Source organism: Streptomyces sp. NPDC016845 (genome assembly GCF_044332585.1).
GTDB lineage: Bacteria > Actinomycetota > Actinomycetes > Streptomycetales > Streptomycetaceae > Streptomyces.
The window spans coordinates 24,287-42,664 of the sequence record NZ_JBIRPI010000023.1 but is presented as its reverse complement, the minus strand read 5'-3'; the positions used below and the strand labels follow the sequence as shown (position 1 = coordinate 42,664).

Sequence of the window (18,378 nt, the reverse complement as noted above, 5' to 3'; positions counted from 1 at the left end):
TCAGACTCCTTGCATCTCGAGCAGGGGTGCGTGGGGGTCCGCGCTCGGGCGGTTCACATGGTCGTGCAGTCGTTGGGACAGGTGCAGGGCGTCCTCCTCGTCCCTGGCCAGCTGGGTCACCACCTCGCTGCCGCGGATCGCGGACACCGGCACCCCCGCGTACTCGCCGGGCGTGATGCCGTTGCGCCGCTGGAACTCGGGGAGGTCCACGAAGCCGCCGGTGACCGCCACGAGCGGGCCCGACGTCAGGCGCACCACGTCGATGTTGGCGCCGTGGAAGGCCGCGTACGCCTGGTCGGCGAACTCGTCGGTGGCGTAGCGCAGCGCGGCGGAGCGCTGGTTCAGGACGACGGCGGCCACCGTGGAACCGGCAGCGCCGATGACGGTCCCGATGGTGAACGGGTCCCGGTTGTAGCGGCACATGATCTCGATGCCGTGGCGCTGGGCGAGCCGCACCGACCGCCGGTGCAGCACCTTCGCGCCGTACAGGGACATCAGCGCCGCCGTGTTGTACGAGACCTGGCCGAGGAGTTGCGCACCGGTGATCAGGTGCGGGTCGCTGCTGTAGATGCCGTCGACATCGGAGTGGACCTCGCAGCGCGCCGCGCCGACGGCCGCCGCCACCGCGACCGCCGACAGGTCCGAGCTGTTCTTGCCGAGCCAGGTCGGCCGGCCCTCCTTGTCCGCGGCCTGGCCGCCGGGCACCACCACGACCTCGTTCTCGCTCAGCGCCGTGCGCAGCGGTTCGGGGTCCGTGTGCTCCAGGCGGGCCCACATGAAGGCCGAGTCGGTGGTCAGGCCCAGCTGGTGGCCCGCGAGCACGGTCGCGCTGCGGCCCGTACGGTGCAGCGCCGTCGCCAGGAGCTGCGCGCCCACGGTGTCGGCGAGCGTCAGCAGACCGGCGACCGTCTCGTCCTCCGGGTGCGCGTTGACCTGGCTGAGCCGCTCGCGGAACTGCTCGGTCTCGCCCGGCTGGCCGCTCACCACGACCACCAGGCGGGCGTTCTCCGCCTCCACCCTGCGCGACAGCGCCTCGGCGAGCTGCCCGTACGCGGCGAGCGTACGGAAGCTGGAGCCGCCGAACTTCAGAACGACGGGCGGCTTCACCTGCGCCGCGGGCGCGCCGGCCGTCACACCGTCCCCCGGGCTATGAGCTCCTCCGCGATCTGGATCGCGTTCAGGGCGGCGCCGATGGTGAGGTTGTCGGCGACCAGCCAGAGCCAGAAGGCGCGCGGGTTGCCGGGGTTGACCCGGACCCGGCCGACGTGGACCCGGTTCGGGTCGTCGATGGTGGCCGGCGTCGGGAACTGCCGCACCTCCTCACGGTCGTGGACGGTCACCTCGGGCAGCGCGGCGAGGACCTCGACCAGCTCGGCGCGGTCCACGACGCCCTGGGCCTCGATCCAGACGGCCTCCGAGTGGCCCGTGACGACGGGGACCCGGACACAGGTGGTGGTGACGTCCAGGTGCGGGATGGAGAGGATCTTCCGGGACTCCTGGAGCATCTTCTGCTCCTCGAGCGTGAACCCGGTGTCCAGGAAACGGTCGATCTTCGGGATGACGTTGAAGGCGAGGGAGGGGGTGAACTCCTTGCTGGGGTACGGCTCGCCGGGCCGCTCCAGGGCGGCGCGGCTCGCGTCCTTCAGCTCGTCCACGCCCGGGTGGCCCAGGCCCGACGCGGCCTGGTAGGTGCTGACGACGGCCTGCCGCACACCCCACCGCTCCTCGACGCCCTTCAGGAGCCGGACGAGCGGGATCGTCGAGCAGTTCGGGTTGGCGATGACGCCGGACTTCGGCCGCTGGTCCAGCTCGTGCGCGTTGACCTGCGGGACGACGAGCGGGGTGTCGGGGTCCATGCGGTAGGCGATGGTGTTGTCGATGACGACGGCACCGGCCGCGGTCGCCTTCGGCACCCACTGCTGACTGGCCTCCGTACCGGCCGAGAAGAACGCCAGGTCCACGGTGGAGAAGTCGAACTCGTCCACCGCCTGCACCGGGTACGCGACACCGTCGACGGTGAGTTCGGTACCGGCCGAGCGGGCCGAGGCGACCAGCTGGACCGACCGATAACGAAGGCCGCGCTGCTCGATCAGGTCGATGAGCGTGTTGCCGACGGCTCCGGTGGCTCCGACGATGGCGATGCGCGGGGCGCTGGAATCGGTGACGAGCGTCATCGGGTGCCTCCGGAGGTGATCTTGACCTGGTTGTCGGTGGTCGGGTCGGTGGTCGGGTCGGCGTTCGTGCCGGCGGCCGGCGCCGCCACCAGTGCCTTCTCCTGCCGCTTCTTGAAGGACCAGCCCAGGTTGATGCCGAGGCTCGCGGCGACGATCAGCGGAATGCCGAGGGCTTGCAGCAGGCTCACGCTGTGTCCGTACACCGCCCAGTCCATGAGCATCGCCACGGCCGGGTAGATGAAGGCGAGCACGGCGATCTTCGCCGTCGGCAGCTTCTGGTACGCCGAGTACATGAGCACGTACATCACACACGTGTGGATGAGGCCGAGGCCGACCAGCCAGCCCCAGTCGGCGCCGAGGCTCGACGTCTCGCCGAGCGACGTGAAGGGCAGCAGCAGGAAGATGCCGAGCACCAGCTGAACCAGCGCGACCAGGTGCGGACGCACGCCCGTGACCCGCTTGGTGATGACCGTGGAGATGGCGTAGAAGACGGCGGCGAGCAGCGCGTAGCCGAGACCGGCCAGGTAGGAGCTGTCACCGCTGCCCGTCAGGTCGGACGCGGAGACGCCCGCGACCAGGATCAGACCGATGAACGCGACGCCGAGCCAGCCGAACTTCGTCGCCGTGAGCTTGTCGCGGAACAACAGCGCGCCGAGCAGCACCACGTAGAACGGCTGTGTGTGGTAGACGACCGTCGCCACCGAGATGGACGTGCCCTCGTAACTCTCGAAGAGGAACGCCCAGTTGAAGACGATGAAGACGCCGCCGAGCGCGGCGAGACCCAGCTTCTTCGGCGTGAAGTTGTGGTTCTTGAAGAAGCCGCGCACCAGGCAGTACAGGCCGAGCGCGACGGTGCCGAACAGGCAGCGGAAGAAGACGACGTTGAAGGGGGACGCGCCCGATTCGATGACGAAGACGCCGAGGGTGCCCGAGAGCACCATGGCGAGGGTCAGCTCGGTCGCTCCCTTCTTCTCCGTGCCCGGGGCCCGGGTGTCGGTACTCATGAGGAAGCCTTTCGCAGCAGGAAGGAATCGGGGGTCGGGTCAGTGGAGGGGCACGGCGTACTGCAGGCCGCCGCGCGTGTACAGCTCGTTGAGGCCGCGCGGCACGGCCAGTCCCGAGGCCGCGCCGAGGTTGCGCTCGTAGACGTCCGCGTAGGTGCCGACCGCGTCGAGGACCCGCGCCGCCCAGTCCTCGTCGAGCCCGATCGCCGGGCCGTGCGCGCCCGCCGCCTCGGCCGCCTGCGCGAGGGCCTTCTCCCGCTCGCCCACCTCGTCGACGTGGAACTCGGCGGAGACGAGCAGTTGCAGCACCCAGCGGCACAGCCGGAACCAGGCGGCGTCGTCGTCGCGGACCGCGGCGGCCATCGGCTCGCGGGAGATGGCCGTGTCGAGGATGAGGTGGTCCGACGGGTCGGGGAGCGCCGCCCGCTCCCCGGCCAGCGCCACCCGGTCCAGGACGTAGGCCGCGCAGTCGCCGCTCGCGTAGCCGGCCAGCGTCGCCGCCGGGGTCGGGTGGGCGACCGGCTCCACCGCGAGGCCCCGGCCGCCGTACCAGGAGGCCAGGTTGGCGGCGCTGGTCGTGCCCGCCTGGACCGCGACCTTGCGCCCGTCCAGCTCCTCGGGGCGGGTGATGCCGCTGTCGGCGGGGACCAGGAAACCCTCGCCGTCGTAGCAGGTCACCCCGGCGAACAGCACCGGCAGCGACGCCTCGCGGCCGAGCGTCCAGCTGACGTTGGCCACGGTCAGCTCCGCGTCGCCGTCCGCCAGGTGGGAGAGCCGGTCCGCCGGATCGGACGGCACCCACTCGACGGCGTCCGCGTCACCGGCCGCCGCCGCGGCGACCGCCCGCGCCACATCGGCGTCGAGGCCCGACCAGCGGCCGTCGTCGCCGCGCAGCGACAGGCCGCGGATCCCACGGCTCACCGCCGCCCGTAGGGCGCCGCGACGGCGCACCGCGTCGAGGGTGGGTGTACGTGTACTCACGACAGGCTCCTCGGGGGTGGGAACGAGTGCAGGGGATGCAGGGAGTGCAGGGGGTGCAGGGGGTGTAGGGGGGACACCTCATGCCGGTTCCCGGGGGTGCGGACGGGCCGCGTACTGCACGCTGCGCAGATGGCCGTGGGTGAGCTGCTCGCCGTCGAAGCGCCGCTCGTTGAAGCCGAGCATGGTCAGCAGCCCCTTGGCGCTCACCGGCCGCGCGGACCCGCGCGCCACGTCCAGCGGCATCCGGCCCGGCTCCGCCCACCGCAGCATGCCGCCCGCGTCGACATAGGCCCGCGACTTGTTGGCGTTGTCCTGGTGCAGGCAGTACGGGACATCGAGCATGCCCCGCTCGAACGCCTTGACCAGCGCCCCGCCCACCGTCGGCGCCAGTTCGAGCGTGCTGTCGATGAGCAGCCGCGCCTCCTCGTAGATGCCCGAGTCGGTCGCCACGACGGCCTGCCCCGCACGCCCCGCCTCGTCACGGGCGATGGACTCCGCGAACTCGAGCGCGTCCACGTTCTCCGCGATCGTCGGAATGCGGTGCGCCTCCGCGGGCGTCTTCACGATCAACCGCTCGCTGCCGCTGCGGACCGCGAGCCGCACACTCTCCTCGAGGATCCGGTACGAGCCCGTGGGTGTCCGGGGGAAGACACCCATGAACGTGTAGAGCACGACGTGCCAGGTCGCCGCGGTAAGGCGTTCGCCGGCGAACCGGCGCAGCGCCGCGATGGCCTCCAGGTCCTGCCCCGGATGCGTCTGCTGCGCGTAGCTCAACGAGATGTCGCTCAGCCCGTGCTCCCGGAAGAACAGCGCCTCGAGCACGCTCAGCGCGACCAGCAGGCTCGGCGGGCACAACTGCCCCAGCATGCAGCCGCCGAAGCTCTCCAGGTGCATCGGCTCGGGCTGCTCGGCGATCAGCTCGCAGCACCGGGCCCACGCCTCGACCGCCCGGCTGATCGGGGCGCGGCTGTAGGGCAGGCAGTACGACACCGGGCCGCCCTCGGTGGCGTCGACGTCCGCCTCGACCATGGCCTGGAACAGCGGATACGGGAGCGCCGAACCGTGCCGCACCTGAACGGGGAACCGAGGCCCGGAGACGGAGTCGAGGAGCGCCCGGGTCGTGTCGGCGCCGTGGGCGACCAACGGGAACCCGTTCAGCTCGGCGCCCGTACGCAGCGCCTGACGCGCGGAGTCGTGGTCGTTGACCCGCGTGTAGCTGTCCAGGGTGATCGTGCCGATGGCCGAGGCGCCGGCGCGCCGGACTCCGAGCAGCCCCTCGCGCATCGTGGCCAGATCGGCGAAGCCCATGCGCGGCTGGACGACGAGCCGGCCCTGCGCGTGCATGGCGTGCACGTAGCGGGAAAAGCGCCCGCCATTGTTCTGCGTGCCCGCGACGGGTCCTGATTGGGACGCCTGCGTCAACTCGCTCATGCCGCCGCCTTCGAGGAAAGGAGAGCGGGCCGCGAGGAGGTGCTGTCGAGCGTGTCGAGGAATTCCTGGAAACCCTCGATACCGCCGTCCGCCTCGAACACCGCGTCATAGCCGCTGAGGGAGAGTTCTTCGGCGAACACAATGTTGTCGGCGCCGCGCACACCGAGTTTTCCTCCGATGACCACGCGCAGACCGGACAGTTCGGGGTGGTTCCGTATCCGGCGGATCAGCCGCAGCCCGTCGAGGTGCCCGTGCCCGTTGACCGTGCTGATGACCAGCACATCCGGCGTCGAACGCAGGCACTCCTCGATGATGAGATCGTCGGGGACGCAGGCCCCCAGATTCGTCACGTGGGCACCCTGTTCCTCGAGCAGCAGCTGCAGGAAAACGAGGTTCCACATGTGGGCGTCGGAGGACACGCTCGACACGACAAAGCGCTTGGACGGAAGCATGACCTGGGACATGTTGATTCCCTCTGGTGTGTAACTGGGACTCTAAAAGTCTCTGCGGCACCCGACAGAAAATCCAGGATTCCGGTTCGGGGAAACAGATGGCTTTCATCGCCTGAACCGATCGATGAAGCTAATCCATTCATGCGCAGCATGAAAAAGACTCATGCGTCGGTCAGGGTCCGGGAATTGCGGGATCAGGAATCCCGGCCCTCCTGGTACTCCCGGCTGAGGAAGTCGATGACCTTCTCCACGAACACCTGCCGCTCCCGGGAGAGTTGCGCCCCCTTGCGCCACGCCAGCTGCGTGTAGAGCACGAAGGGGACTTCCCAGGCGAGCGGTACGAGCACGCCGGAGGACAGCTCGTCGAGGACGGTCATACGGGGCAGGAGACTGACCCCGAGCCCGGCGCCGACCCCGCGCTTGATCGCCTCGATGTTGCCGAACTCCAGGAACGGCACGGGCTCGCCGGTGCCGTCGTTCAGCTCCGCCTCGAGGAGCTCCCGGTAGGCGCACCCGGCCTCCGGCGCGAGGACGGACTCCAGGCGCAGGTCGTCGGTGGCCACCTTCGCCTCGTGGGCGAGGCGGTGCCCCGGCGCGGCCACCACGACCATCTCCTCCGCGCCGAGCACCTCGCTGTGCACCCCGGAGTGCTGCGTCTCGGCCTCCATCAGGAAGCCGGCATCGAACACGCCCTGGCGCAGGGAGTGCAGGGTCTCGGCGCACAGGCTCGGGCGCAGCGCGATCTGCAGCCGCGGGTAGCGGTGGTGGAAGTACTCGAGCACCGCCGGCATCCGGTAGGAGGTGATGCTCTCCATCGTCCCGATCGTCAGCACCCCCTCCGGCTGGGCGTCGGGCGAGGCCGCCCCGCGCGCCTCGTCGGCCAGCGAGAGCATCTGCCCCGCGTAGGGCAGCAGCCGCGTACCGGCGGGCGTCAGCTTCACCTTCCCGCCCACCCGCTCGAAGAGATCACTGCCGAGCGACACCTCCAGGTTCTTGATCTGGGCCGTCACACTGGATTGCGCGTAGTTCAGCTCGGCGGCGGCGCGCGTGAAACTCCCCAGCACGGCCACGCGGTGGAACGTGCGAAGTTGACGGATGTCCATTGCTCTCTCCCGGTGCGCTGCGTGGACTTGACCCACGGTGGACGAGACCTCGAGCCTGCCGATCCGCCCGGCCCCCGCGAAAGAAGCGACGGTTGGCACACACTGCCCACGACACGTATGTGCCGGGGCCGACACCGGAAACCGCCGATGATCAGCATCGGACCGTCGGCATCATGAGGGCATGATCAAGGTGGCGTTCAGCAGGGCGCGCTCCGAACCCGGTGCTCTCGTACGCCGGGCCGCGCACGGCCGCAGTACGGCAAAAGTTGCGGGCATCGGCATGTATCGGGTCAACGGCATGAGGGCATGCGCAAGTTTGTGTCAGTAGGGGGCGACATCCAGGGGAGTCCTTGTTCATCATCCGTTCGCTGCCGGCCCGGTCCATACTCGGTCGGCGGCTGAGCAGGCTTCGCGTGCGGCACCGTCGGCGAGGTGACGGTGGTGGGCGGCGCCAGCGGCTCTGAGTCTCGGGTGGTGGCGACCGTGACGAATAAGCAAGGTGCCGTTCTGTGGCTGGTGAATCAAGTACTGCTTGAGTTTCGGTGCAATGGTGCGTCGAAAGTAAAGAACCAGTGGATTCCTGGCTGTGTCGGCGCTGTCTCAGTGACGCGCGGCGGCTCCGGAAGCCGGCGCGTCGGAAACCGGCCAGGCCCAGGACGCGAAGCGCCCCGCCATCAGACGGACGCGAACCTCGGCGGGGCGCCCTCCACCCCCGCTCAAGCCGGCCTCCGGCAGTTCCCTGCCAGGCAACTTCCTGACCTCGTGCGATGCGGACAAGGATGGGGGGCGGGTGGTTTTCTCTTCTCAGCGGCCGGAAAGCGCGGGGAACGCGGACCGGCCCGGGGGAGCTGAAGCACCACCGGCTCCATGCGCACTGTCGTGAACCAGATTGACCGCATGGAATGGAGACCTGTCGTGGCCCGTACCAACCGTTGTATCTCTGCCGTCGTCACCCTCGCCGCCGCCGGCGTGCTGGCCGGTGTCGCCGGCGCGGCGCCCGCCCAGGCGGCTGACGTGCTGGGGCGGACGCCGCAGGCCTCGACCCAGGACTTCACCTGGCCCACGCCGCCGTCGGGCCGCCCCGGCCCCGGCGGGATCCCGGACTTCCGGGACGTCCGGTCCACCCTGGCCTCCGCGTCCGACTTCACCTGGCCCATCGAGGGCAGCAGGACGCCGGGCGACTTCGTCCGGCCGACCGGGCCGCAGAACTCGCCCGACGACTTCGTCTGGCCCGCGCCGCCGGCCAAGCCGTGACACGCGCGACGGAGACGGCCCGGCGTCCGTCGTCAGATCCACTGGCGGCGGTTGGCCTGGACCCCCGCCTCGAACCGGCTGGACGCCCCGAGCCGCTCCATCAGCTCGGCCACGATGCGCCGCTCCGTGCGGACGCCGATGCCGAGCGCCCGTGCCACCGCCTCGTCGGTGAGGCCGGTGGCGAGGAGTTGGAGCAGCTTGCGCTCCTGCGGGGTGAGTTCGCTCGCCTGGTCGGCGGCGGACGGTTCCTGGTGGAAGGGCGACGCGTGCTCCCAGTACGCCTCGAACAGAGCGCGCATGGCGAGCACCACCGGCTGACTGCTGAAGACGAGCGCCGAGGGCCCCGCCTGGCCGGGCAGGCCGGCCACGACCGCCGCGGTCGTGTCGACGATCAGCAGCCGCATCGGAAGCGTCGGGGACGTGCGGATCTCGCTGTGGCGCTCCGCCATCCACTGCGCGTGCGCCCTGGTCACCCGGTCGTTGGTGACGCTGTCGAGGTAGATCGAGCGGAACCGGACGCCACGGGCGAGGGCTCGTTCGTTCAGCGGCCGGGCCGCCTCGATGGACTCCTCGGTCAGGCCGCCCACGGGATGGAACGCCAGCGACTCGTGGCGGCACGATTCGGCGAGCGCCTCCAGACGGGTCCGGATGTCGTCGACGTTGTCGAGCTCCTCGGTGCCGTCGGACCCGGGCCGGCTGGAGGTGGCGTACTCGGCGGCCAGCGCGGCGAGCGCGGCCCGGTTCTGCTCGATGCGCTGCTGCCGCCAGGCCAGTTCGTCCTGCTCGCGCTGGAGCAGGACCTTCAGGCCGAGCGAAGGGTCGACCGCGCGCATGGTTCCGGGCAAGTCCCGTGAGGGTGCCAGGAGCGACAGGTCGGACAGCCGGTCAAGGGCCGCCTTCACACAGCTGAGATCGATGTCGAGGAGCAGGGCGAGCCTGTCGGGATCGTGTTCCTTGTGGAACAGGATCGCCCGGTACACACCGAGCGTCTCCTGGTCCAGAGCTGATGACTCGGCCACGTGGTGTCCCCCTGAACCGCACGTACGGTGCCGGCCGTGCGCACTGGTCTGCGCGCGCGGCACGAACGACAGGCGTGGGGAATCGTCACGATCGACGCCCCCGTGATCGTTCACACATTCGTCACACTACCCCGTTCGGGAGTTCCGGTGCCCCATTCAACTACCTTCTCGTCCCCGCCCCTCGCCGCTGCTGTCGTCCTCGTCGTCGACGCGACCGCGGGTGTGGGCCGCCGCATCGCCACCCGGCTGTGCGCTGCGGGCGCGGCGGTGGCGGTGGTCGCCGCGGGGCACCCCGGGCGCGCGGACGACGCCGCCACGAACGCGGCGTTCCTCTGCAAGGAGCTGGCGGACATCGGCCTGGTCGCCCTGCCCTACCAGGTCGACACCGGACGGCCGGAGACCTTCCGGGCCCTGCCGGACCAGATCGCGGCGGACCTCGGCGCGGCCACCGCCTGTGTGGTGGTGATCCCGCCGGGTGGCGCGGCCGGGCCGTTACCGGCGGCGATGCGCGTCGCCTCCAAGGCGATCGCGGCGGGGCTGCCGCCCTCGGCCGTGCACCTGGAGGTCGAGGCGGTCGAGGACATGGAGGACCAGGAAAGGCTGGTCCAGGAGGTCATGGGGCGGCTGGCCGCCCGTAACAGCTCGCGGAGCAGTTCACGCCGGGAGTGCTGACGTCACGTCATGGGGGAATGCGCAATGTCCGTACGCCTGGTCGTCGCCGGCGACCACCAACTCGTCCTCGAGGCCTTCGCCGAGACGCTCAACAGCATCGACGGCCTGACCGTGGTCGGCCTCGCCACGTCCTGCGACGCGGTCCTGCCCGCCGTCGAACGGCACCGGCCCACCGTGCTGCTGCTCGGTGAGCCCACCCTGGGCGGCAAGGCGCTCCAGGTCGCCATGGAGGTGCGCAGCCTCCACCCCAAGTGCGGGGTCGCGCTGATGGTGGGGGCGGCGACCCCGTCGGTGGTGGACCGGGCGGTCGCCGCGGGCGCGCTGGGCGTCGTACCGAAGAACGCCCGGCTGCCGCAGCTCGTCACGACGCTGATGGGGGTCGCGGGAGGGTGCCTGACCGTCGATCCGTCGCTGCTGCGGCCGGCCGACGCCGGGGAGTCCTCCCTCAGTACGCGGGAGACGGACGTCCTGCGGCTGACCGCGGGCGGGGCGACGGTGAAGGAGATAGCGGGCGAGCTGTTCCTCGCGGCGGGCACCGTACGCAACCTCACCTCGGCCGCGATCAAGAAGCTCGGGGGACGCAACCGGTTCGACGCGGCCCGCATCGCGGGGGAGCACGGCCTCCTGTGACACCGGCCCGGGCCGCACATGCGCCGGCCCCGGCACGAGGCGTGCCGGGGCTGGGCGGAACACTGCGAACGCTGTACTCACTTCTCCAGGCAGAACTCCTGGATCGGGTAGCCGACATGGCGGTCCGCGGTCGGCAGGTGGCCGAGGATGCGGTCGCCCGGCTTCAGCTCCGTGGAGTTGAGCACCGCGCTGCCCGGGCCGAGAACACGCACGTGCCAGTCGTCCTGGAGGATGAGGTTGACGCTCTGACCGCTGGGAGCCACCGCGTCGATCGAGATCAGCGGCCGGGTCTCGATCTTGACCCGGCCGACGGAGACGGGCCGGGTGCGGCCCTCGACGTCGACGGCGAGCACCTTGCTGCCCGCGTGGAGCTCGCTGAGGTAGTTCGTACGCCCCTCCTCGGAGACGGTGTACGAGTGCAGGGCCCCGGCGTTGACCCGGAACGGGCGGGTCGGCATGTACGGCAGCGGGTGGGTCTCGCTGACGCACAGGACCATGCCCTTGGAGTGCGAGCCGACGAGGATGCCCTCGTCCTTGCGGAAGTGCGTCGTGGTGTCGACGCAGGCCCGCTCGCCCATGCCGATGTGGGTGGTGGCGGTGACGGTCAGCTCCACCAGGTCGACCTTGCCGGCGCGGGCGGTCGCCGCCTTGCGCAGCGCGGTGGCGTCGCCGACGGTGGTGCCCCGCATCAGCACGCCGTCGGAGCCGAGTTCGAGGACGCCGTAGACGATCTCGGCCTCGTCGGTGTCGGCCGCGGTGGTGATGATCGAGCCCGGGGCGCCCGAGGCCGCCGCGATCACGATCTCCAGCGGGATCTTGGTCGGGTCGCGGAAGTCGAGGACGGCCCACGGCTCCAGGCGGGCCGCGAGGCAGGCGTCCTCCAGGGTGTCGGCGTCGACGATCTCGACGTACCGCCCGAACTGGACGTCCGGGTGCGCCTTCTCGAGCGCGGCCCGCTCGTCCTTGCCGCCCTTGACGACGACCAGGTCGGCGGCGCCGAGGTCGGCGGGGACGGCGTCGGGTCCGGCCTCGTACAGCAGGACCTTGCGGACGGTGGGCGGCAGGTCGGCGAAGGCGGCCGGGTCGGCGGCGACGATGCCGTCGATCCGCTGGTGCATGGCCTCTTCGAGGACGGCGGCGGTGGCGTCGCCGGCGTCGCGGATGTCAAGCCAGCACAGTTTGGCGTCCGTCATGATGCGGGTCTCCTGTCAGGTGGGGCAGCTCGGGCAGGTGGTCGGGGGTCAGTCGCACGGTCGGGTCGGCGTCGGCGGCCGGGAAGCCGACGGTGCCGAAGTGCTGTTCGGGGAAGTGGTGGATCAGGCGGGCCACCTGGGCGGCGAGCCGCCGGGGGTCCGCGGCCTGGAAGATGTTGCGGCCCATCGCCACCCCGCCCGCGCCGCCCGCGAGGGCGCCCTGGACATAGGCGAGGACGTCCCGTTCGGTGTCCATCGCGGGGCCGCCCGCGACGAGTACCGGCACCGGGCAGGCCGCGGTGAGGTCGAGCATCTCCGCGGTGGAGCCGAGGAAGACGGTCTTGACCAGGTCCGCGCCGAGGTCGGCGGCGACGGTGACGGCGTGCGCCACCATGCCGGGATCGCGCGGGTCGGTGACGCGCGGGCCACGGGCGTAGACCATGGCGAGCAGCGGCAGGTTCCACCGGTCGCAGGCGTCGGCGATCCGTCCGAGGTCGCCGATCTGCTGCCGCTCGTCGTCCGAGCCCACGTTGACGTGGACGCTGACCGCGTCCGCGCCGAGCCGCAGGGCCTCCTCGACCTGCGTGACCATGTACTTGGCGTCGGGGTCGAGCGCCTGGCTCGTGGAGGCGTTGAGGTGGATGATCAGCGACATCGCGGCGAACCGCTCCGGGCTGATGTGGCGGACGCTGCCCTTGTGCACGACGACCGCGTCCGCGCCGCCGGCGGCAAGCTGCCCGGCGAGCTCGTCGAGGGTCGTGCCCTTGGGGACCACGGGCCCGTCACTGATCGAGTGGTCGAGAGGGGTGATCATCAGGCCGGCCGTGCTGTGGCGGTAGAGCCGCCGCAACCGCAGGGACCGGGCGAAGTGGCCGTATCCGGTCATGGAGCGCCCTTTCTGTTGCACGGGTCGGTGCGCCGGTCGGCGCACCGCGTCCCGGGGAACCGTCGCGTCCCGGGGGACCGTCGCGTCCCAAGGAGCCGTCACGCGCCGCCGCCGGCCGGGTCCGCACGGGGACGGCCATGGAGCGCAGCCGCGCGCGGTCCGGTTTGCCGGACGGGGTGAGCGGCAGCCGCGGCCATACGGACACGGCGACCGGGGCGTGCTCGGGCGTGAGCGTCGCCGCGACGTAGTCCCGCAGGTCGCAGGAGGTGTGGGCGGCGCCCGAGTACAGTTCGACGGCGGCGTGGACCTGCTCCACGAACTGCTCGTCGCGCACCCCGAACACCGTCGCCTGCCGCACCTGCGGATGTCGCATCAGCGCCGCCTCGATGGCCGCCGGGTCGAGCTTCAGACCGCCGTGCTTGATCACGTCCCCGACCCGGCCGTCCAGGCGCAGATAGCCGTAGCGGTCCCAGTGCCCGAGGTCGCCGGTGCGCAGCCAGCCGTCCCGGTACGTGGACTCCGTCAGCTCCGTGTCGCCCAGGTAACCGGCCGAGACGGTGGGGGAGTCGACCCAGATCTCGCCGCTCTGCCCCCGCCCGAGCGGGGTTCCGGTGCCGGGCGCCCGGATCTCGACGCGCACCCAGGGGAAGGGGCGCCCCGCCGAGCCGAGCAGTTCGGGCTCCCGGTGGTCCAGCGGGTTCAGGCTGCTGATGCCGCCCGCCTCCGTGGTCCCGTACACCTGGATCAGTACGTCGCCGAAGACCTCGACCGCCTGCCGGACCCGGTCGGGGGCGGCCGGGGTGCCGCTGTAGGTGATGCGGCGCAGCGACGACAGGTCGTAGGACGTGATGAGCGGGTGGTCGAGGAGCCGGTACAGGTGGGGGACGGCCAGGTACACGTCCGTCACGCCCAGTCCGGCGATCGCCTCCAGGGTGGCGTCGGCGTCGAACTCGTCGTGCAGGACCACGCTCCCGCCGCCGCACAGCACCGCGTCGGCCATCGGCGCCGTGGTGTGGCTGATGGGTGTGACGGACAGGAGCGTCGCCGGTCCGGCCGCGTCGAGACCGTCGGCGAGCCGGGCGACGAGGTGCTCACGCGTCCGGTAGCGCTGCCCCACCATCTTGGGCCGGCCGGTGCTGCCGCTGGTGAAGTCGACGACCGCGAGGTCGTCGGGGCGCGGCGGCCGCGTGTCGGGCACGGTGTCGGAGCCGCCGGCCGTGCGGGGGATCGCCAGGACGGTGAGGCCCGGGCGGCGCAGCGTCAGCCATCTGCCGCGCGCCGCGCTGTCCTCGTCGGTGTCGTCCACGAGCAGCAGCGGCACGTCCAGGTCGGCGAGCACCTCGGCCTGCGTGGACAGGGAGAAGGTCTCCGTGTCCGTGCGCGGGTTCATCGAGCGGATGTAGACCGAGGTCGCGCCGAGCAGGTGCGCGGCGTAGCGGGAGCTGAGCATCGACGGATGGTTGGGGCCGGTCAGGATGGCGACGGTGGTGCCGGGCCCGACACCGTGGGAGCGCAGCAGGGCGGCGCTGCCCAGGACGGACGCGCGCAGCTCGGCCGCCGTCACCGCCGTGCCGGGGCGGCGCAGGACGATCCGCTCGGGGTCGCGTCCGAGAGCGGCGAGAACGCGGCGGGTGTAAGGGCGGGAAACGGGCGGGGAGTTCATGGTCCTCCTTTCTGGGAATCGCGGATCACGGATCACGGATCACGGATCACGGATCGTGGACCGTCGGTCGGGCGGTCGGGCGGTCGGGCGATGCGGATCGGTCAGGCGATTTTGAGCTGCGCCATCATTCCCATGGCGCTGTGGTCGATCATGTGGCAGTGGTACGGATAGACACCGCGGTGCGAATCGAAGGTGAGCTGGAGTTTCGCGGTCTGCCCCGGGAACAGCAGCACCGTGTCCTTCAACCCGGCCTCGGCCGGATAAGGCGGCTGTCCGTCCCGCTCGATGATGCGGAACTGCACCAGGTGCATATGGAAGTTGTGCGGGATGGTGGCGCTCTTGTTGGTGACCGTCCACACCTCGGTGGTGCCCCACTCGATATGGGTGTCGATGCGGTCGGGGTCGAAGGTCTTCCCGTTGATGTACGCCTGGTGGCCGGTGCCCGGCTCGTCCATGGTGAGGTCGAAGGAGCGCTCCACGGTCGGCGCGGGCAGCGCGGGCAGCGTGGCGAGCTCGGCCGGGACGCGGCTTACGTCGGGGGTGCGTTCCCCGACGTCGAACCGCATGACCTGGCCGACGAGGTCCGTCGGGCCCGGCCCCAGCATGTTGGCGAGGACGAGCTGCGTACCCGGCGCGTACTGCGCGAAGTCGACGACGAAGTCGATGCGTTCACCGGGGGAGAGGACCAGGACGGGCGTCTCGGCGGGGGCAGCCAGGAGGCCGCCGTCCGAGCCGATCTGCTGCACGGGGTGCTGGGTGGTGCTGCCGTCGGAGAGGGCGAGGACGAAGATCCGCAGGTTGCACGAGTTGACGAGCCGGAAGCGGTACTTGCGGCCCTCGACCTTCAGGTACGGCCACGGTCTGCCGTTGACCAGCAGGGTCGTACGGTTCTCGGAGTCGTCCATCGTGTAGACCATGGCGGCGTTCTCGTCGAACCGTGCGTCCCGCAGGACGAGCGGGATGTCGTACTTCCCCGACGGCAGGCCGAGCCGGTCCTCGGCGGCGTCGCTGAGCAGGTAGAGACCGGAAAGGCCCCGGTAGACGTGCTCGGACTCCATGTGGTGGGCGTGGTCGTGCGTCCACAGGGTGGCGGCCGGCTGCTCGTTCTCGTAGACGTAGGTGCGCCGGCGGCCCGGCGCGATGGTGTCCATCATGCCGCCGTCGTGCTCCACCGGGTTGTTGCCGCCGTGCAGGTGCACCGATGTCGGCATGGAGAGCGCGTTGACCTGCTCGACGACCGCCGTCCTGCCGCGCCGGGCGCGGATCGTCGGGCCCGGGAACGAGCCGTTGTACGTGAGGACGTCGGTGCGGGTGCCCGGCAGGATCTCCTTGCTCGCGCGCCGCATCGTGACCCGGTAGTGGTCGGCGCGGGCGGTCCTGCGGTACGGGGCGAGGACCGGCGGCACCGTCAGCGGCACGGAGAACGGGGCGACGGCCGGTGCCGCCGCCGCTGTCGGAACCGCGCCGGACGCCGCTGCCGCCGCGGCCGGCTGCCCCGAGGTGAGGGTCTGGAAGACGCCGCCCGCGGCGCCGACCGCCCCGACGGCACCGGTGGTGAGACCGAGGCGTATCGCGTGACGACGAGTGAACACGGCTGTCTTCCTTGTCCGTTGGCAGGGATGGCCCGGGCCCTGTCCTTGGGGACGGCCCGGTTGAATTCGTGTTCCGAGCTTGCGCCGCGGACTCCGGATCTCCGAGCGAAAGAACACCGTCCCTGGCATGTGTCACGTGCTTTCATGACCCGGGTCACGTGCGGGAATGGTGACTGTCATTTCGTGCGTACGGGACCGGAGCCGCCGGTGTAGCGGACGTCAGAGTGGCTTCATGAATTCCGTACCTGTATCCACACCACCTGTTTCCGCACCCGCGGGAAATCCACTGGGCCGGTCGGCGGCCCGGGCGCTGCGCACCGACGTACAGGTCGTCCATGACGAGGCCACGGACACCACCGTCCTGCGCGCGCCCGTCAACTCGCTGGTGCTGCGCCCGGTACGCGGCGCGCTGCGTACGGTCCTGGACCGGCTCGCCGCGGGACCGCTGCCGTACGAGGAGCTCTGCGAGGGCCTCGACGACGCGGGCCGCAGGCGCGCCGACGCGCTCCTCGAGCGGGCCGACCACCTGCTGGCCCACAGCGTCCTCACGCATCAACCACCGGCCGTCAGGGCGGAGTTGTTGCGTCTCGAGCCGACGGCGCGGGACGCCCGTCGGCGGGTCGCGTCCATCGCGGCCGACGCGCGGGTCCGCCTGTCCCGGTTCGCCCTGTGCCGTACGCGCGAGGACGTCCTCGTCCTGGAGTCACCGCTGGCGAAGTTCCGCGCCGTCCTGGCCGGCCCCGCCGCACGGCAGCTCGTGGCGGCGCTCGGGCAGCCGGGTGTCGCCGCCCGGGCCGGTGACGGTACGGGCCTGAGCGGACCGGAGACGCTGGACGTGCTCGCCCATCTCGTCGGCGCGGACCTCGTCGAGGTCGCAGGGCCCGACGGGGCGTTCGCCTCCGACAGCGAACCGGTGCTGCGGCAGTGGGACTTCCACGACCTTCTCTTCCACTCCCGGATCCGCTCCGGCCGCTTCGACGAGGCGTTCGGCGCCCTGTACCCCTACCGCGGCGAGATCGACCCGCAGCCCGCCGTGAAGCCGCCGCCCGCCGGCCGCCCGATCGACCTGTTCCGGCCGCGCCGCGCCGACCTGGACGCCAGGGACCCGTCGCTGACCGCCGCCCTCGAGACCCGCAGATCACATCGCACGTTCGGCGAACGCCCTCTGAACGAACGCGAGTTGGGGGAGTTCCTGTACCGGGTGCAGCGCATCCGCGTCCACCACACGCCGCCCGACGTGAGCGACCGCGACGAAGTCGTCTCCCGCCCCTACCCGAGCGGCGGCTCGCTCTACGAGCTGGAGCTGTACGTCACGGTGGTGCGCTGCGAGGGCCTGACACCCGGCATCTACCACTACGACTCGTACGCGCACCGCCTCGTCCTCCTCAACGAGTCGCCGGACGACCGGAGCTCCCTGCTCGGCGTGGCCTCGCGTTCGGTCGGCTTCGACGTCCACCCCGACGTGCTGTTCACGGTGACCTCGCGGTTCCAGCGCATGGCGTGGAAGTACCGCGCGATGGCCTACGCGACGACGCTGCGCCACACCGGTGTGCTCTACCAGACCATGTACCTGGTGGCCACGGCGATGGGCCTGGCGCCCTGCGGCCTCGGCAACGGGGACGCCGACCTGTCCGCCCGCGTCCTCGGCCTGGACTACCTCCAGGAGTCGTCGGTGGGGGACTTCCTCCTCGGCACCCCCGGCCCGGACGCCGGCATACCCGAGCGGCCCGGCAGCGAATGGCACATGGTGAACAGCCCGGAATGGGCGCTGCCGGCCGCAGGTAATACGTCACCCGGCGCGTGATAAATGTCAGCCGGAAGCCAATGGGTCTGGTGCGGCGGTGACGGTTCGAGCAAGATGAATTCCAGAGCCGGACGGGAAAAGAAAAAACCGGCAGAAAATTCCGGCGGGTAACCCCGGTGCGGATTTTCTGAATTCCCGGCAGTATCGCAGTCGCATTCTGAGCGAAAACCCGACCCAAGGAGAAGTCACATGACCGCCAAGGACATCAAGAACGCCGACGAGCAGGCCTTCGACGGCTTCGACGCGGACGAGCTGGAGACCCTCGAGGTCGCCGACGGCGTCGCGCTGCCCGAGATGGGCGCGTCCAGCGGCTCGATCGGCACGTCGTCCTCGTCCTCCAGCACCTGCTCGGCCTGCTGACCCACCCCCTTCACGGATCCCTGAAAGGACCACAGACATGACCGCCAAGGACATCAAGAACGCTGACGAGCAGGCCTTCGACGGCTTCGACGCGGACGAGCTGGAGACCCTCGAGGTCGCCGACGGCGTCGCGCTGCCCGAGATGGGCGCGTCCAGCGGC

Annotated in this window: 18 protein-coding genes; 6 read left to right on the top strand and 12 right to left on the bottom strand. The window is 70.9% G+C overall.

The genetic code is table 11. The features are described 5' to 3' along the window. The 7 genes from ACH4RC_RS34930 to ACH4RC_RS34900 all read right to left on the bottom strand — a co-directional run bounded on the left by ACH4RC_RS34930 (position 1) and on the right by ACH4RC_RS34900 (position 7,145). Positions 1–1,134, bottom strand: a complete 1,134-nt coding sequence (locus tag ACH4RC_RS34930; protein WP_398208020.1) for an aspartate kinase — start codon at positions 1,132–1,134, stop codon at positions 1–3. Continuing rightward, complete coding sequence (locus ACH4RC_RS34925) at positions 1,131–2,174, bottom strand: aspartate-semialdehyde dehydrogenase (protein ID WP_398208019.1); 1,044 nt, start codon at positions 2,172–2,174, stop codon at positions 1,131–1,133. The genes ACH4RC_RS34930 and ACH4RC_RS34925 overlap by 4 nt, the downstream gene beginning before the upstream one ends. Further along, entirely contained in the window at positions 2,171–3,178 is a 1,008-nt protein-coding gene (locus ACH4RC_RS34920) for a DMT family transporter (RefSeq protein WP_398208017.1), read from the bottom strand. The genes ACH4RC_RS34925 and ACH4RC_RS34920 overlap by 4 nt, the downstream gene beginning before the upstream one ends. 39 nt (positions 3,179–3,217) lie before the next feature. Next, positions 3,218–4,159, bottom strand: coding sequence for a transporter substrate-binding domain-containing protein (locus ACH4RC_RS34915; RefSeq protein WP_398208015.1), 942 nt, complete (start codon positions 4,157–4,159; stop codon positions 3,218–3,220). A 78-nt stretch (positions 4,160–4,237) separates the two neighbouring features. Next, entirely contained in the window at positions 4,238–5,590 is a 1,353-nt protein-coding gene (locus ACH4RC_RS34910) for a methylaspartate mutase (RefSeq protein WP_398208013.1), read from the bottom strand. Continuing rightward, entirely contained in the window at positions 5,587–6,054 is a 468-nt protein-coding gene (locus ACH4RC_RS34905) for a cobalamin B12-binding domain-containing protein (RefSeq protein ID WP_398208011.1), read from the bottom strand. The genes ACH4RC_RS34910 and ACH4RC_RS34905 overlap by 4 nt, the downstream gene beginning before the upstream one ends. Before the next feature lie 182 nt (positions 6,055–6,236). Then, the gene (locus ACH4RC_RS34900; protein ID WP_398208009.1) at positions 6,237–7,145 is read right to left on the bottom strand and encodes a LysR family transcriptional regulator; all 909 of its coding nucleotides are present in this window, start codon (positions 7,143–7,145) and stop codon (positions 6,237–6,239) included. Between the two features lie 897 nt (positions 7,146–8,042). Here ACH4RC_RS34900 and ACH4RC_RS34895 point away from each other — a divergent pair. Then, positions 8,043–8,399, top strand: coding sequence for a hypothetical protein (locus ACH4RC_RS34895; protein WP_398208007.1), 357 nt, complete (start codon positions 8,043–8,045; stop codon positions 8,397–8,399). Positions 8,400–8,431: 32 nt separating this feature from the next. On the opposite strand, the gene ACH4RC_RS34890 is transcribed toward ACH4RC_RS34895, so the two are convergent. Further along, on the bottom strand, positions 8,432–9,418 hold the full coding sequence (locus tag ACH4RC_RS34890; protein ID WP_398208005.1) for a LuxR C-terminal-related transcriptional regulator: 987 nt from the start codon (positions 9,416–9,418) through the stop codon (positions 8,432–8,434). Positions 9,419–9,565: 147 nt separating this feature from the next. Between ACH4RC_RS34890 and ACH4RC_RS34885 the strand changes: the two genes are divergently transcribed. Next, positions 9,566–10,090 (top strand): hypothetical protein, encoded by a 525-nt coding sequence (locus ACH4RC_RS34885; protein ID WP_398208003.1) that lies wholly within the window; start codon positions 9,566–9,568, stop codon positions 10,088–10,090. Positions 10,091–10,114: 24 nt separating this feature from the next. After that, a complete protein-coding gene (locus ACH4RC_RS34880) occupies positions 10,115–10,720 on the top strand; it encodes a response regulator transcription factor (RefSeq protein ID WP_398208001.1) in 606 nt (201 codons plus the stop codon). A gap of 77 nt (positions 10,721–10,797) precedes the next feature. Here the strand turns inward: ACH4RC_RS34880 and ACH4RC_RS34875 are convergent, their stop codons facing one another. From ACH4RC_RS34875 to ACH4RC_RS34860, 4 genes are all read right to left on the bottom strand, one after another. Beyond that, the gene (locus ACH4RC_RS34875) at positions 10,798–11,913 is read right to left on the bottom strand and encodes a 3-dehydroquinate synthase II family protein (protein ID WP_398207999.1); all 1,116 of its coding nucleotides are present in this window, start codon (positions 11,911–11,913) and stop codon (positions 10,798–10,800) included. Beyond that, the gene (locus tag ACH4RC_RS34870; RefSeq protein WP_398207998.1) at positions 11,885–12,799 is read right to left on the bottom strand and encodes a 2-amino-3,7-dideoxy-D-threo-hept-6-ulosonate synthase; all 915 of its coding nucleotides are present in this window, start codon (positions 12,797–12,799) and stop codon (positions 11,885–11,887) included. The genes ACH4RC_RS34875 and ACH4RC_RS34870 overlap by 29 nt, the downstream gene beginning before the upstream one ends. Beyond that, a complete protein-coding gene (locus ACH4RC_RS34865) occupies positions 12,696–14,462 on the bottom strand; it encodes an AMP-binding protein (protein ID WP_398207996.1) in 1,767 nt (588 codons plus the stop codon). The genes ACH4RC_RS34870 and ACH4RC_RS34865 overlap by 104 nt, the downstream gene beginning before the upstream one ends. A gap of 101 nt (positions 14,463–14,563) precedes the next feature. Continuing rightward, positions 14,564–16,054 (bottom strand): multicopper oxidase family protein, encoded by a 1,491-nt coding sequence (locus ACH4RC_RS34860; RefSeq protein WP_398207994.1) that lies wholly within the window; start codon positions 16,052–16,054, stop codon positions 14,564–14,566. 232 nt (positions 16,055–16,286) lie between these two features. On the opposite strand from ACH4RC_RS34860, the gene ACH4RC_RS34855 reads away from it, so the two are divergent. From ACH4RC_RS34855 to ACH4RC_RS34845, 3 genes are all read left to right on the top strand, one after another. Further along, positions 16,287–17,858: a SagB family peptide dehydrogenase gene (locus ACH4RC_RS34855; protein ID WP_398207992.1), complete on the top strand. Its 1,572-nt coding sequence runs from the start codon at positions 16,287–16,289 to the stop codon at positions 17,856–17,858. Positions 17,859–18,047: 189 nt separating this feature from the next. After that, the gene (locus tag ACH4RC_RS34850) at positions 18,048–18,218 is read left to right on the top strand and encodes a thiazolylpeptide-type bacteriocin (RefSeq protein WP_361075795.1); all 171 of its coding nucleotides are present in this window, start codon (positions 18,048–18,050) and stop codon (positions 18,216–18,218) included. A gap of 37 nt (positions 18,219–18,255) precedes the next feature. Further along, on the top strand, positions 18,256–18,378 hold a 123-nt coding region (locus ACH4RC_RS34845), incomplete at its 3' end, for a thiazolylpeptide-type bacteriocin (protein ID WP_398208167.1).

Bases quoted from the DNA above. Each gene is read 5' to 3' on its own strand.
- ACH4RC_RS34850 (WP_361075795.1), top strand. From the start codon at position 18,048: ATGACCGCCAAGGACATCAAGAACGCCGACGAGCAGGCCTTCGACGGC.
- ACH4RC_RS34905 (WP_398208011.1), bottom strand. From the start codon at position 6,054: ATGTCCCAGGTCATGCTTCCGTCCAAGCGCTTTGTCGTGTCGAGCGTG.
- ACH4RC_RS34875 (WP_398207999.1), bottom strand. From the start codon at position 11,913: ATGACGGACGCCAAACTGTGCTGGCTTGACATCCGCGACGCCGGCGAC.
- ACH4RC_RS34895 (WP_398208007.1), top strand. From the start codon at position 8,043: ATGGAATGGAGACCTGTCGTGGCCCGTACCAACCGTTGTATCTCTGCC.
- ACH4RC_RS34910 (WP_398208013.1), bottom strand. From the start codon at position 5,590: ATGAGCGAGTTGACGCAGGCGTCCCAATCAGGACCCGTCGCGGGCACG.
- ACH4RC_RS34925 (WP_398208019.1), bottom strand. From the start codon at position 2,174: ATGACGCTCGTCACCGATTCCAGCGCCCCGCGCATCGCCATCGTCGGA.
- ACH4RC_RS34900 (WP_398208009.1), bottom strand. From the start codon at position 7,145: ATGGACATCCGTCAACTTCGCACGTTCCACCGCGTGGCCGTGCTGGGG.
- ACH4RC_RS34920 (WP_398208017.1), bottom strand. From the start codon at position 3,178: ATGAGTACCGACACCCGGGCCCCGGGCACGGAGAAGAAGGGAGCGACC.
- ACH4RC_RS34855 (WP_398207992.1), top strand. From the start codon at position 16,287: ATGAATTCCGTACCTGTATCCACACCACCTGTTTCCGCACCCGCGGGA.
- ACH4RC_RS34870 (WP_398207998.1), bottom strand. From the start codon at position 12,799: ATGACCGGATACGGCCACTTCGCCCGGTCCCTGCGGTTGCGGCGGCTC.
- ACH4RC_RS34880 (WP_398208001.1), top strand. From the start codon at position 10,115: ATGTCCGTACGCCTGGTCGTCGCCGGCGACCACCAACTCGTCCTCGAG.
- ACH4RC_RS34865 (WP_398207996.1), bottom strand. From the start codon at position 14,462: ATGAACTCCCCGCCCGTTTCCCGCCCTTACACCCGCCGCGTTCTCGCC.